The following is a 14,618-nucleotide window of genomic DNA, read 5'->3' on the forward strand; positions in this document are numbered from 1 at the left end:
ATGATGCTTGGCGTCGCGCTCATTGCTGGACTTGGCGCCCTCTCGTGGTGGGTAAAAGCTACCAAAGTGGCGCTCGGTCCTGACAATTGCCCCGTTACAGCTCCGAGGGCGATACATGTCATAATGATTGACCAAAGCGACCCGATCACCCCCCAGCAAGCTCAGGTGATCCGCGATCAACTCGGCAGCATAAAAAAGCATGCAGCCTTCGGAACCCGCTTCGATATCTATACTTTCGAGGGTAATACGACGGACGAACTCAAGCCCAAACTATCTCTTTGCGCTCCTGGGAAACCGGAAGAGGCTAACGAGCTTATCGACAACCCCGAGCGCATTAAACGAACCTATGATGAAAAATTCGCCGCACAGATCGATGCTTCTATTGAAAGTCTTCTACACGCTTCAGTCTTGCCAACATCGCCGATAATCGAGAGCATTCGCGCAGCGTCGATCACTTCATTCGGCAGCAGCGATGTCGGACAAATTCCGCTGCACCTAACACTTATCTCAGACATGATCCAACACAGCCCCGCCTATTCGCAATTTCGCGCGGATTCAAATTACGAAGCGCTATCTAAGACTCCAGACTGGGCGCGACTACGCCCTCAACTAAAAGGGGCAGAGACAGACGTCCTATATTTACTGCGCGACGCGAAGCGTAATGGCAGGCCGATCCAGAGTAGAGGTCATCAGGAATTCTGGGAACAACTCATCAATTCGTCTGGCGGCGTCGCCACCCACATCAACGCATTTTGAAAATTTGAGGGAAAGATTGTGTCTGAAATTGCTGATCACTCGCAACCAGCGCCCTCATCTGTAGGGTCGGCACACACCAATCCTGCCCAAACGTTAGAGATGGCTGAGCGCAGATTGCCTCGTCGGCGTTTCGTAGATGATATGCCGGACAAGGGCTTGTTTCTCGTCGTCGCCGTGCTGGGCTTTGGAGCGATCCTCTGGCTCAAAACCCACAAGTTTGGGGGCGAAGCAACAATAGACCTTCGATCCGATCAGATATCACTTCTCGCCGTGACCCTAATGCTCCTCTATGGGCTGGTTGCAATGCAAATTACTCAAGTCAGGCTGCGGCCCGACCGCTTAGGAGACAACTTCTACTACTTAGGCTTTATCTTTACACTGGCCAGCCTATCAGCGGCCTTGATGCAATTTCGCGGGGGCGTGAAGGTCGACGATCTGGTGGCCAGTTTCGGCATTGCTCTGTGGACTACTATAACCGGAATCGTTGGTCGTGTGGTCTTCCTGCAAATGCGCAGCGAACTAGACGACGTTGAGGAAGCGGCCCGAAGAGACCTTGCCACCACGGCTTCAGAACTTAAAGCTCAGCTCGGAATGACAATCCGTGAGTTTGAAGTATTTCGCACGACACTGCTCCAATCGATGACGGAAACTCAGCAGGAATGCGTTAAAGCTACCCAAAAACAGGTCGAGGCACTCGTGACTTTCGAACAAGATCTGAAGAAATTTGGTGATGACTCTCTCGACACCAATCGTCGACATGCCTCATCAATGGAAGAGGCAACAAACTCACTGTCGCGCAGCGTCAAGACAATCAGTGATCGCGCCGCTGGAATGTCTCTTCCAAACGAGCGCTTGAACGAACAATTGGGGGAATTCGCAGTATCCTTAGAGGCTTTGCTCAAGAGATTGGGCAACGTTATCGAGGATGTTGCGCATCGCGCCAACCGGCGACGGCGTTTCTGGTTTTTTGGTTCCTAGAGGAAGAACCGATGCGGCGCGGAGTTGCAAACGATCTTGAACATCGTCGCGGCCTTGTGCTCGGGCTGACTCTGGCCGAAGTGCTGCTGCTGCTGCTGTTCCTGCTACTTTTAGCGCTAAGCTCACAGATTGTCGGTCTTCAAGACGCGAATATTAAGACAACGGCAGAGAGAGACGCTCTGAAAGAGGTCTTCACCAAGTCAGGTGCTGACAGCGGCGCTGAAAAGAAATTAGACGTCGCGATTGCCACAAAGATTGAATTAGAGAAACAAATAGCTGCGCTTCAAAGCGAGAACACCAAACTCGAAGTTCAACTGAAAGAGAATCCCGTCCTCAGCGAGCGGCTGAAGAACATCCTGAGCAAGGCATCGAAGATTGACCCGAATGACCCGCCCGCAATTCTTGAGCGTGGCATTGCAGAAGCGGAAAAAGAAAAGATCTTAGCATCTTCGGCCGGCCCCGACGGCACTGAGAAATCTAGCACTCAGGGCGTGGAGCCCACCGGGCCAAACAAGGGGAAACACAATTGGCCTCCGATTATCATCCTCAGTGAAGCTGACAAATACACGTTCGCCTCTGGCAGCGCGGACCTCTCCCCCGATTTCAAGTCGGCCTTATCTGGAACGGTTATTGATCGGTTGGTTCAGATCATCAAAGAATATGACGTTAATGTTGTTGAAGTCGTTGGACACACCGATGAACAATCGCTGCTTCCCAAATATTCGAATTTGGATAAGTCGCTTGCGCCTTTCGTATCAGGCACGTCAACTGACAAGCTTGTCCCATCTGACAATGCGGGATTAGGATTGGCACGCGCTGTATCGGTCGTGAAGGCCTTAACAGAGGACGAGCGGCTCAAGGGTCTCTCAGTCTTGCCCCTGTCGGGAGCCCAATTGATTGATATCGGCGACAAGATTTCCACAGCCAACTCGCACGCTCCGGCCGAAAAGCGCAGACGGATTGAAATTCGAGTTCGTCGCTCACCCACAACTTTGGAAGCTGAACAACCTCAGCAGTGGGCACCCGTCACGACATCAGCAGTGGAGGCGCGGACTCTCACAGGTTCGGCGGTGGTCGTCGATGGTGACACCTTCGATCTGGATGGGACGCGAATTCGCGTTTGGGGCGTTGACGCGGTTGAAAGCTCTCAGCGGTGTTTTATCGGGACCCAAGGGTGGGACTGCGGTGCCGAGGCGACAGAAGCGCTTAAGAAGCGCCTCGATGGGGAAAAAGTAGAATGCGCCGTCCAGTATAAAGATTCCTTTGGTCGTACAGTTGCAAAATGCACTGTCAAAAGTGAGGACGTAGGTGTTTGGCTTGTGAAAACGGGCATGGCCGTTGATTTCCCTCGGTACTCGAATGGCGCCTACGCTGCCCAGCAGAACGACGCACACTTTCGGAAAGTCGGGATTTGGCGGGGCGAATTTGAAATGCCGTGGGACTGGCGTAAGGCAACTAAAGAGGGCGCACTAAGTCCTCGGCGCAGGAATGGCTCTCAATGACGTAAGGAAGGGTTGGTCTACTTGGTTTCTAGCAAACGCCCCTTGGAGCAAAGTGTCAGGCAAATACTCATCATACTTTTGGCGACGTAGCGGTTGAGCAAATAATGCCAATTCGTGTGCGCTAGGGGGACATTCGAAAATTCTGGAGAGTGCCATCTCGAATTTTTGGCGCTCGCAATGTTCTGCCATCAAACCGATGCTGCAGGTCTTCGTACGAATATCGTGCATGGCTAGAGCTAATTTCATAGTTTCGGTGGCCATAGTTCCACGCCACAAGAACATGAACACGGTATCGCCTATATTCAGCAATCTCTGGGCATTCAGTTCCAGAGCGCGGTAGGCTTCCCTTCCCTCCTGCAAAAGAACCTTCGCTGTAGTGTCCAGGAAGGAATAGTTTGTATCGGTCTGATATACCGATCGCATCTCGGCAACCAAGCGATCGTGAAGCGGATGCCCTTCCTGTGGCGGAAAGATAGGTATACGGCCGGCAGGAGCTGCTTTCACTGTGACGACCTTTGCTCGATCATCGACGCCAAGGACAATCCAGCGACGACCGGCGAAAATGACATAATCGCCCTCACGGAGCGGATTCAGGATTGGCAGCGTTCCGAGCGTCCTCTGATCGCTAACGATCCGAAATTCTTCATCGGCCATAAAGACTGCGTAGAAATCAAATCTATCGGTGATGATCTCACCTAGGCGCCCGAGCATAATAAGGCCATCTGGCGACTGCTCAATCAATGAAGGACTTGTATCTTTCATTGCTTTTAACAACGTCACGTATTCCCCTTTGCTCACCTGCGCAAAAGGCCCGGGTCCGCAAAGAAGAGAGAATAGCTCATCCGCGCGTGCGCCACCGCGCTCTCTTATGGCAGCCAATGTTTGATGCAAGAGCGTGGAGAAGTGCTGCCCACTGTTTGAACCTGGTTCGATCCACTGCGCCTGGAGAAGATTGATAGCGGCGATGGATTGCACAATGCCCAAGCGTAGCCGCTCGAACGGGTTATCTTCCAGCGGTCGATCGGGCTCTTCGACATAAATTCGAAGTACAGACGCTTCGCCTGCTCGCCTGCCGCTCCTTCCAATCCTCTGCCGCAAGCTCGCAATCGATGCGGGCGGTCCAATCTGAGCTACTGAGGAGACGGAACCTATATCAATGCCCAGCTCTAACGTGGTCGTAGCTACGGCCGATGTTGGCAACTCTCCTTCCTTTAAGCGACTCTCTAAATCTTCACGCAACGTTTTCGAGAGACTTCCATGGTGAGGGAAAAACTCGTTGGGTACCTTCCTCTGCTCGCTTAGTTGCAAGAGGGCATCTGCTATGTATTCGACGACCTTTCTGCTCGATCCGAAAATGAGGTTCTTTTTACCCCGCAGAACGTCATGAAGGTGGCCCACTATCCTCGACTTCGCCGAGCTAAGGCGATCGGTTTCGGGCTTGTTATTTTCCCAGTTCGGATCAGGCTCGCGATATCCCCGCACCTGCAGTTTTAGCTCCGGATTGCCCACCGTACTATGGATCAGATTCACCTCATCTGGAGAGACCGGGTTTAGAAATCTCTTCGCTTCAGCAAAATCGCCAATCGTAGCGGATAGACCGACCTTGCGGATTGACCGGCCGACTTGCGCGTCGAGACGCTTCATCAACGACGCAAGGTGAACGCCCCGTTCCGAACCAAGGAACGCGTGAAGTTCGTCAATGACGATGTATTTCATGTCCTGGACTAGGCGACGTATGTGCGGGCCCCGCCGCACGAGAAGCGATTCAAGCGATTCAGGAGTGATCAGGACGATACCCCTTGGATTTTTCTGAGCGCGCTCCTTGGCCGCCGCGGACGCATCCCCGTGCCACTTGATGACGGGAAGGTCGAGGCTCTCACAAAGCGACTCGAGGCGCCTAAACTGATCGTTGATGAGAGCTTTGAGTGGGCTGATGTAAAAGACCGAGAAACTTTCGCACCTAAGCGAAACGATCTGGCTCAGAATCGGCAGAAATGCTGCCTCTGTTTTGCCAGCGGCCGTAGTCGCGGCGAGGATCACATCGCTGTCATTGCCCAATAGACACTGGATCGCTTGAGACTGGATATCTCTAAGTTCGGTCCAGCCGTTGTCCCATATCCAACGTTGGACTTCGGGATGCAGCTTCTCGAAAGAAGAAGTGTCAGAGGCGGATGGAGGTGAGTTCATCGTCAGCTTCTCCTTCGGCCGGTGCGGTTTCCTTTTCAACCGTAGTCTTGTCGATGAGATCGGACCAACCGACGGAAGGATTCTGCTCCAATGTCGACAGAAGCTGAACGAATGCGCGGACGGAGTTTCGCGGAGTTTGAAAATACGCGGCCCCTATATTACGGTCGCAATGCGCCATAAACGATCGAATTGCTTCGTCGGGAACGAGATACGCCTCGGGATTTCCAGTCGCGAATACGTGTCTAACATTCTCAAGAAGTACCTGCATGTCAGCCGCCGTTAAGTTGGCTAGCCGCAGGACCGGGCCTGAGAAGTCGACTCGACCCTCGCCTCCGAATTGATTCTCTGACAGTCGCGATTGAAGCGCCGCATAGCTGTATAAGCCGCGACGCGTGTCCATCAAAAATTCTGGTGTGCCGCCGAGATAGATACCGAGGCCTTTCACGTCTCCCTGCAAAACATCGTTGAGGACGCGAAGTATCTGTTCGTAATTTTGGTTTCGCGATTGGGCGTGTTGAAGCTTATAGAGGTTGACCATCTCATCGAAGACTACGAGCAGGCCCTTGTATCCGGCAATCTGAACAAAGGCGGCCAACAATTTCAAGTGATCGTAGACGCTGGTATCGTCCACAAATTCTCTGACCCCGAGAGCCTTTTTAGCGTCTGTCTTGGTGGTGAACTCACCTCGCAACCATCGAATTGCGTCGGACTTCAATTGATCATTGCCCTCTGAATGCCCTTTACAAAAGGCGCTCAGAACGTCGATGAAATCGTATCCTCGGTTGAGGTCCTTCAGACCTTCGAGGCGTTGCTTGATAACTGCCTCAGGCGCTTCCTTCGCAGCTGTTGCCGCCTGTGTCGCGTCATTGATGAACCGCTCGACAATTGCCTGCAACGCACCTCCTTCTGGCTTGGTGCGAGTCGCCATGTTGCGAACGGCTTCTTGATAAAGTGCGCGAGCTTCCCCTCCAGAAGCATACAGTCGTCTCTCAGGCGCTAGATCGGCGTGTACTGTGACCAATCTCTTTTCAAGGGCAATCGATCGTACCAGATTGAGGAAGAACGTCTTGCCGGCGCCGTATGGACCTATGACTACACGGAACGCTCCGCCTTCGTCCGCGATACGATCCAAATCCTTGACGGCCGCCATTACTTCGTTGATTCGGCCAACTTGAATATGTTGCAGACCAAGCCGCGGAACCACGCCTGCGCTTAAAGCTTGGAGGATAGTATCGCGGTCGCGTGACCGTATCGGTGGCTTGCCGGTTGAATTTGTCATGTGCCTGCTTGCATCTGCTTGAGCTGCGTAATGAGGTGAGGCGCAACGAACATCTGCTCGCCGTCTTCAATCAACGGCTCCTCAAAGTGTCCGAATGACCACTCGTTTATCCTATCCAAGGCACCGGCTGCAAATAGTCCGAGCCGGCTGGTCTCGCTTTCAAAAAGCGAGCGTCCGATGCTGCCCCCGTGTTCAAGAAATAGCGCGAGGATCGATTCATGACCACGATCGAGACCGTGGAATTGCTGCGCCACGTCAGGTCGGACGCTCGGCTCTTCTGCTTCCGTGTCTTCTTCTGGGACGGAATAAATCTGGTTCAACAGTTGTTGTACGTCCGCGGTATCTCTTCGAGTTCGCTCAAGCAATTCTTTGTCGACAAAGACCGGGCCTGAAGCTTTCGAAGCCTTCCGGTCCTTGTCCTCATTGTCGCGAGCCGTTGGCAATTTCTTCGAATTATAGGCCACTGGCTTGGGCGGGATTGGTACCGACCCGGTATGCGGATCTGCCTCCTTGATTGTCTGCGGCTCGTCGCCAGTCCGAGCATGGAGGTCGCTATACAGGCGCTGCTTTGGAAGACCGAGAGTCTCATAAAGTTTCTCGGCAAACCGAATTTCCTGCGCCTCAAGTCGACCGTCGGCGGTCAGCGCACATAATGCAACGTGCGCAATCCGCTCCCGTTCTTGCGCTGGACGACTGGCAAGCCGCTGCCAATTGGCCGACTTGTTACCCGCCTTACTCAAATAGACGAAATATGCGAAAACTCGCATGTATTCGTCCCGAGTAAGGTTTGGAAATCTGGATATCTCTGACAGAGCCGATTGAAGCCCTGCCTGCACATCATTGCCCTCGATGGAAGATGCAAATACTGAAATGTCGACAAGTATGCGCGCCGCAATCAGATGTGTCGATTTAATGCTTTCTTGCACACCGCCCCGGAGCCTAAAGATTACAACGTCGCTCTCCTTTCCCGGCAGTTTCATCCCAAATCGAACGTCGGGCTCCAATCCGACATGCATATGTTCGAGAAGCTCAATGAGTTGCACACCATTTGCAGATGAGGTTCGGCCCGCTTTTTCAAAATCTAGACCTGCTAACTGGAGAAGATAGGAGAGGGACACTGGCTGGACCTCGTGCTGAAGAAGGCTCTCAATGGCCTGCTTCACATCATCATATCCAGCGTGCTCCGAGAGGGCGGTCTTCAGTTCATCGGGCAGTAGCATCCGTGCCCCAACGCCCTTCACAATCGTCGGGTACTTCCCGACGAACCGGCTATAATTATCTAGCGCCTCACAACATTCCGCTGCCAAGGCTGCGGCGACTTTGATTGGCGCAGTTAAGCCTCCCGGCTCTGAGAGATCATCCGAGTTAGTCGGTAGATCAACTGTGCCCGCACCGCTCGCAAGTTGATATTCGATTTTCAACTTTTTGACGGATTTCTTCACCCGAAGACCGGTCGGGTACTGGGCCGCAAAACGAAGGAGAAAAAGGCTTTTAAATTCCTCGAAGCATCTCTTCGCGGGCGTCCGCAAGGACTTTTCGGGAGACTGCAGGTACCAAGCGAGTAGCCAATCTCCACTGATCCGCCCGTCATTCAGGCGCCGCGAGAGCCCTAAGCGGAAGTCAGCCGGAAGTTCATAGGTCTGAAGAAGATCGGACGAAAGCTCTGGCGAGATTGGCCCCTCGAACTTCAAGACATGCACGGCTGCAAGAAATTTTCGGGCGTAGCCTCGGAATGATTGGTTCGATCCATAAACAGCGACTAACTCGCGCACTTCCTGTTCAATCACTCTTGCATCGCTCAGTGATTTTTCGACAAAGAGCCGATGTTCGAGGCCGTAAAAAAACAGAAATATGTGACCGATGCCGAATCTGGGGTCTCTTCTTCCAGTTGCGTGCCACTGCAAATAGGCGCGTCGCGCAGCAGGCGATATCTCCCCGTAATGCGGCCAGTATGACATGCTCGCGGCAGTTACATCGCCAGCAAAAGCCGCCGCAGATAGAGCCGGATTGATGATGTGCGCTGTCTGCCTTCTGTATTGGTAGTCCCAGTTATTCGCGACGGATCCGACGTAGACAAGTCCGCCGTTTATTTTGACGCCGGCAATCTGGACCTGCTCGCCCGGGCTAATCCAACGTACCTTCGATTTGCCCCTCTCCTCACGCGAGAAAATGCCAGGGTCGGTGAGGGGAAGCATTTGTCGTGGAGGCGGCACCTGCTCAAGCTGAGCGTGCGTGAATGACTGCGTCTGCGATGGCGTCGGTTTGCGCCGCTGGCTTAGCCACCACGCAACGCATCCGATCCCCGCAATGATAAGCCAAGTGCCCATGTCATTCCCCCACCTCCGAGAGTATAGCGGACTAGAGCATTTCCAATCCAGGGAAGTTTAGGCAACCCCCATCCAAAAGTACGTTTGCTCATCGGCCGATGGGTTTTAATTGGCCCCTAACAGACGGCGGCAGAGGTTCGTCCGGCTAACCTTCCGAGCGCTTCGATGCCCGAGCGAGTCGCTCCGCGAGGCCGTGGAGGCCAGACACTTCCAACTTGTCATTGTATAGTCCGAGGTGGCGCGCAAGCTGATCGAGCGCCTTGCTCTTGTCCGCGAGCTTGACAGTGAAGTTTTGATTGCGATCCCAGCCCCATCCGATGATTGCGCGCCTCGCCTTTTCCGGCAGGCGTTTGATGTCAGCAGGGCAACGCAACCCATAGATGACGCGACCGTCGATTACCGCTTCAATAGGATCGCCTGCATTCGCTGCGCCTTCGATCATCAATTCTCCTGGATCGTAGAACGCCATTGCTGCGATCTCTTCCAGAACTTGTTCGGCGCAAATTTCAGTTTTGGCGGACCGCTTCGCTTTTGCCGCGTCAATCGCGATCCTGATCGCGGGGCGGTTTAATAACTGCGAACCTTGTTCCTGCGCGGATCGCTTGCTGTAGCCAGCTCGGATCGCGGCTTGCGTCGCGTTGAGATCAAGCAAGTAGTTCTCGACAAATCGCCGTTGTTTTGGCGTGAGGGCTGACTTGGTGGCGTCGGCTGTCATGATATCCGATAGGTAAGCTGTAGATGGTTGTCGCAACCAACACGCATAAGTTTTCATAAGAATGCGATCGCTCAATCGACGCGAACGGCGAATCATCAACCTTCGCTGGTTAGCGGGTTAATGGCCGTTAGGATGCGACACAGTTCGCGAGAAGTCGCGACGATGGCGATGGCGCACGCGCCTTAGACGCAAATTTGATCACATTTCGATTGCGTCATCGGCTTCGCGAAAGCGTGAAGCTTTCCTGCATTCTTCAAGGCGAGCGATGAGCTGCATCAGTTCAGCGAGGCGCGCCTTCAACGGCTCCACATGCAAAAGATAACGCCGCTTTGCAACCCGCATGAATAGAATCGCAATTTGATGTAGGGGTAACAGCAACGGGCTCAAAGAATTTTCATCGGGAATGTAAAAGAAGGCCGCAATTTATGCGCATTACCGATTGAAATATCGCACCCATGATGGAAGGCACAAAAAAAGAAAAGCCCGGCAGTGGTTTAAGCCGGGCTCGCGTGTCCTTATGATACCGAATGTTATCAGTCGGAAAAGGCGTTGGTCGATCCAAGTGGTCCGCCCAAAATTACCTGCTCGCTGTCGCGTGTGATCGCTTCGACGCGCTCGATAACTTCGAGCAATCTATTTCGGTGCTGCTTCATTGGCTCAGTCCGCAAGCGCTTTTCTTCCTGTACCGATAACGTCAGTTCCAGCAGCAGCGACGGATGGTCGGCAAAGCGCTCGCGGTATCCCTGGATCTTTTTCTCTGCGTCGGATTCTATTTCGGCAATCTGGCCGGCTAACATGTCGATCGTCTCGCGAACAAAAGCCTCGGCGGTTGCGGGGTCGTTTAGGTCTGCTGGGTTCATTATCGCTTCTTCCCAAGTGAAGGCAGGCCGCCTGAATAGGCGCGAAGGCTTCGGCCTTTCCGATATTTTCCGATCGACGATCCTGCTCTCCGCGCTCCCGTAAGTGGATCTGAGCAAATGATCGCGGCAGATGTCCGAATGTTGGTTTTCAACTCCTCCAAGGCTTCCTTTTCGCCCGTGCAATGTCTGCACTGGCGGCGACCTTGAGGAATGCGCTTGACCCTTCCGCACGAAACGCAATGCTGAGCCATCCTATATCGCCTCCGTTATGGCTGGTCGCGCGTGCTGCGCGGCTTCGGCGTTACCTGGATGGCCGCGCGCTCGAAGATGTCGTCGACAGTTATCTCAAGCGGGCCGGTCCACTCGTAGGGAACAGGCACGCCATCTTGAACGACGCTGATCTCGTCGCGGCGATATTTCAGCATCCCGTCTGTCAGGGTCAGTTTCATGTGTCTCTCGCTTTTAGCGTCGCCTGCCGAGTGAAGGAAGGCCCCCTGAGACGGCCCAAACGCTCCGCTTCTTCCGGCCTTGAGGCTTTTTGCGCGCGGCTTTCTCTGCCGGTGAGGCAACGCGGCACGTCATGCAAATGCGGTCGCCAATTGGGGCGCGTTTCCCGCAGTTCGAGCAACTTGGTCTTGGGCCGCGTCGTCGCCTCGCCATGCCTATCGCCGCCCCTGTAGCTGGTCATTCTCCTTCTTCGCCGCTGCCCGGCGGGCGTCAATGCACGCAGCCAAGGCCTCAAGGTGGACGCCACGAGCGGCCTTCTGGCTCGCCTCGATGCGCACGATCGCCAGGTCGATCTCACCAGCCTTTGCTTTGCGGGTAAGCTGCAACGGCGTCAGGCGACTGAAGTAGTCGCGGCAAATGATTTCGAAGGGGATCACGGCACGGTCGTCGTACTGCGCGCGTCGAAGAAATTCGGTGTTCAACTGATGCCGCTCCATTTTCTTGCTTTCGTCTGCCTTGCAATTTGGCGAGACACCCGGCAGGCTTGCCTGTTAGCTCATATGATGTTTCGAAATTTGCAAATATGAGAACGCAACAGTGGTGCGAATATCGCATCAGGAGTTGCGAAAATCACAATAAGGAACTGACTGTATATATGCGTGAAAATATCGGAACCGGCTGGAGCCGCTTCCTCGCCTTTTTTCTAGACTTCCGATAGGCGTTGCGTAAGTCGCAACAATAAATTGATTCCGGCGCCTTCATTAGAATAACCGCTTCCACCACTTCCACCCATTGCAAGCCTTGATATAAGAATGGGTTTCAAGGCGGAACCGGTTGCCGGTCAAACGAGTTCCACCCCTTCCGAAAAGCGACTTAAATGACAAATTGCTGGAATTGGTTCGGAGCAAGAAATAGATTTCTGGAATTGGTACAGCAAAAAAGAACCGGCAGGATGGCCCACCGGTTTTTACATTGTCTCGTCACCAATCGGATGCAGGAGTGGGATCTTCTGGGGGAGGATTGCCGGGACTCCACCAGGCTGCGCAATCGGGATCTCCGCGCACATACGCGCGGACTTTCTTGCCGGCGGCATTACGGATCCCGGTGTCCTTGCGTTCAAAGCTGAGGCCAGTCATGGCGGCTTTTAAGTGCGCGTGATGTGCTTTAGTAAGACGGTTGATGGTTTCGGCCCCTTCGATACCAACCAACCTCCACACGTCTACAGCTTCGATCTTCAGCGGCCCGTTCGGAATACGATGTTCCAGAATCTCATGCCACGGACCGAAGTCGGATGCCTCGCGTGCCACAACCGCCGCAGCTGACTTCAACGCCCCGTCATCAAGCCATAGGTTTTCAGCGGGCTGCGCCTGCACAGCTTCCGCCCATAGCTGATCGCGATCAGCGACGATCCCGGCCGCGTCAGCTTTGCGAACCCTCACGATCCAGAACCGCCGATTGCCTGTCGTGTCAGTCAGGTAGTGGCTTTCATTGGTCGTGCCGAAGAGCACAAATTGCCGTGCACGCGTTGCCGCATACCGGCTGTAAGCGAGCCGGGCGCGATCATGCGTTGTCGTTATGAATGATTTGACGCGATTAGTGTCGCGCCGCCCCAAGCCGTCCAGCTCTGGCATTTCCACGATCCAGGCGCCCGCCGTTTTCTCGATCGTAACCTTAGGATCGGCTCCAACCTCAAGCTGATCAGTGAACCATGCCGGATCATGGGATAGCGCTCGGATGGCAGAGGACTTTCCCAGATCTTGTGCGCCTTGAAGCACAAGCATCGCGTCGAACTTGCAGCCGGGCTGCAGTACGCGGCGGACGGCTGCGCATAGGATTTTTCGCCCAAGCGCACGGTTCAGCGGCGTGTCTTCGACACCGAAGTATTCAGCTAACCATCCGTTTAGACGGCCGATGCCATCCCATTGCAGGCTATTGAGATAATCCCGAACCGGGTGATATGCGCGCCGCTCGCCAATGAGCGCGACTGCATCGGCAATCTTCTCTTTGGACGGTTCCTTGCCGTTGGACGCATAAGCAACGGTGAAACGGATTTCGGCAAGGCGCTCATCCGACATCGGTACGATCTTATCCGGAAGGTGGATTTCGCGTTCACCCGACAGTAGGTTGAGCTTTATGTTCCATCGACGATCCCGCAAAAACGCCTCAAGCTCGGCATCAAACCGCTCAAGGCCAACGATCTGACCGACGCGGCGAAGTGCGGGCGGCGGCTGCTCTTGCTGCGTCGGCTTCATCTCCTGAGCCTGCCCAGGCGAAGGCCCGGCAAGCGCAACGGCCGCGAGAGTTTCGTCGCTTGCTTCCGGCCACTCTTCGCGAACGTATGCCTCGCGATCCTCGAACGATGCGCTCGCGCGCCTGAAGGCGTCGAGATCGGTTTTCGTCCATCCATCAGCAATAGCGTCTGCGCAGTTCCAGTCATCGGGCGGCTTTTTGCCCGACTGCCAATCGGCGAAAGTGTATTTTTCCATGTCTAGCACCGATCAGATGTCATCTTCGGAAGAAACCGGAACAGCCGGAATCGGCGCATATTTCCGTTCAAGGGCCTCAATGAAGGCTTGCACGCGTTCTAGGTATCCGACGTTGTGGTCGAAAATTTCACCGAGGGCGCCACTACCTCTCCATGGCTCAGCCGGCTGGATTTGTGACGACCTGGGCCACCTGCTTATATCGGCAGAAAGATCCAATTCCTTTCGGCCGCCGCATGTTTTGAGTATCGAGGCTCGTGCCGCTACGGAGCGATCCACTGTCATTAGGCCGTCATATACTTTGATTAGCGACACTCGTTCCGCCTCGGTCAGATGAAGCTCGCGGTAGGCCCTATCAGCGCGCTTTCCGATATTTTCTACTGCAATACAAGTCAGTGGGAGTCGAAATTTCCCGCCCGAAATCGATCGCGGGAATAGAGGAGTGAAATCTTGCATGTTGCCCTCGTGGTCTTGTCATATCGCGGGGCGACGATTTGTTGCTAATCTCACAACGCTATTTGATGAGAAGAGCTAAATACGCCGCCTTAATTCATAGGTGGATCGGGCTTTTTAATTCCCGCATGTTGAGGCGGATGAGTTCATTTGGAGCCCGAGAATTTGGTTTGCTCCCACTTCTCGATGTCTTCTATCCGCCAGCGCGCGCAGCCGGGCGATAACTTGACTGGTCGTGGAAAGCTCGGATCGGTTTTCACCCAACGCCAAACTGACTGGCGTGCTATGTCGTAACGCTTAGCAACCGCTGTATCGGGAAGGTATCTAGTCACGTCGTTGCTCCATCCGTTTGAGATGGGCTCAATCTGACGTGCAGATGGTTGTCGCCACCAACACGTTAGGCGCGCAATCTGGTTTTGCTAGTCTTTTGAAGGCGTTAGCTTCGCCTCTGAAGCTGCGCGACGCCGCCGACCCGCTGCGCGCAAAACCGCGTTTGCGTGGGGTAAGTGGACCCGAATGCCCCAACGATCTCAACTACTTGCTGAGGAACGCGCCGTTTTGTGTGTAAGAGGTGTGTAAGATTTCTGCGTTTTGTTGGTCGCAATTAGGTCACGATAAATTCGACGCGCGT

12 protein-coding genes are annotated in these 14,618 nt (G+C 54.1%); 3 read left to right on the forward strand and 9 right to left on the reverse strand.

Annotated elements, in window-relative coordinates; translation table 11 throughout:
- Genes AC1DK3_RS09300 through AC1DK3_RS09310 form a run of 3 tightly spaced genes read left to right on the forward strand, consistent with a single transcriptional unit; the run spans position 1 to position 3,236 of the window.
- The gene (locus AC1DK3_RS09300; RefSeq protein WP_477191933.1) at positions 1 to 756 is read left to right on the forward strand and encodes a hypothetical protein; all 756 of its coding nucleotides are present in this window, start codon (positions 1 to 3) and stop codon (positions 754 to 756) included.
- 18 nt (positions 757 to 774) lie between these two features.
- A complete protein-coding gene (locus AC1DK3_RS09305; RefSeq protein ID WP_477191934.1) occupies positions 775 to 1,734 on the forward strand; it encodes a hypothetical protein in 960 nt (319 codons plus the stop codon).
- Between the two features lie 11 nt (positions 1,735 to 1,745).
- Entirely contained in the window at positions 1,746 to 3,236 is a 1,491-nt protein-coding gene (locus AC1DK3_RS09310; RefSeq protein ID WP_477191935.1) for a thermonuclease family protein, read from the forward strand.
- Here AC1DK3_RS09310 and AC1DK3_RS09315 read toward each other — a convergent pair.
- The 9 genes from AC1DK3_RS09315 to AC1DK3_RS09355 all read right to left on the reverse strand — a co-directional run bounded on the left by AC1DK3_RS09315 (position 3,204) and on the right by AC1DK3_RS09355 (position 14,319).
- Positions 3,204 to 5,423: a DEAD/DEAH box helicase gene (locus AC1DK3_RS09315; RefSeq protein WP_477191936.1), complete on the reverse strand. Its 2,220-nt coding sequence runs from the start codon at positions 5,421 to 5,423 to the stop codon at positions 3,204 to 3,206. The genes AC1DK3_RS09310 and AC1DK3_RS09315 overlap by 33 nt on opposite strands.
- Entirely contained in the window at positions 5,398 to 6,702 is a 1,305-nt protein-coding gene (locus AC1DK3_RS09320; protein ID WP_477191937.1) for an ATP-binding protein, read from the reverse strand. Before AC1DK3_RS09320 ends, AC1DK3_RS09315 begins: the two co-directional genes overlap by 26 nt.
- A complete protein-coding gene (locus AC1DK3_RS09325; RefSeq protein ID WP_477191938.1) occupies positions 6,699 to 9,029 on the reverse strand; it encodes a TerB N-terminal domain-containing protein in 2,331 nt (776 codons plus the stop codon). The genes AC1DK3_RS09320 and AC1DK3_RS09325 overlap by 4 nt, the downstream gene beginning before the upstream one ends.
- Before the next feature lie 145 nt (positions 9,030 to 9,174).
- Positions 9,175 to 9,744, reverse strand: coding sequence for a terminase small subunit (locus tag AC1DK3_RS09330; RefSeq protein ID WP_477191939.1), 570 nt, complete (start codon positions 9,742 to 9,744; stop codon positions 9,175 to 9,177).
- Between the two features lie 533 nt (positions 9,745 to 10,277).
- Positions 10,278 to 10,604 carry a hypothetical protein gene (locus AC1DK3_RS09335; RefSeq protein ID WP_477191940.1) on the reverse strand — a complete coding sequence of 109 codons (327 nt, stop codon included), beginning with the start codon at positions 10,602 to 10,604 and terminating at the stop codon, positions 10,278 to 10,280.
- 266 nt (positions 10,605 to 10,870) lie between these two features.
- Positions 10,871 to 11,053: a hypothetical protein gene (locus AC1DK3_RS09340; protein WP_477191941.1), complete on the reverse strand. Its 183-nt coding sequence runs from the start codon at positions 11,051 to 11,053 to the stop codon at positions 10,871 to 10,873.
- Between the two features lie 213 nt (positions 11,054 to 11,266).
- Complete coding sequence (locus AC1DK3_RS09345; protein ID WP_477191942.1) at positions 11,267 to 11,548, reverse strand: pyocin activator PrtN family protein; 282 nt, start codon at positions 11,546 to 11,548, stop codon at positions 11,267 to 11,269.
- 483 nt (positions 11,549 to 12,031) lie between these two features.
- Positions 12,032 to 13,537 carry a virulence-associated E family protein gene (locus tag AC1DK3_RS09350; protein WP_477191943.1) on the reverse strand — a complete coding sequence of 502 codons (1,506 nt, stop codon included), beginning with the start codon at positions 13,535 to 13,537 and terminating at the stop codon, positions 12,032 to 12,034.
- Positions 13,538 to 14,133: 596 nt separating this feature from the next.
- Positions 14,134 to 14,319 (reverse strand): helix-turn-helix transcriptional regulator, encoded by a 186-nt coding sequence (locus AC1DK3_RS09355; protein WP_477191944.1) that lies wholly within the window; start codon positions 14,317 to 14,319, stop codon positions 14,134 to 14,136.
- Positions 14,320 to 14,618: the final 299 nt, after the last annotated feature.

The organism is Hyphomicrobium sp. 01T421 (assembly GCF_056398805.1).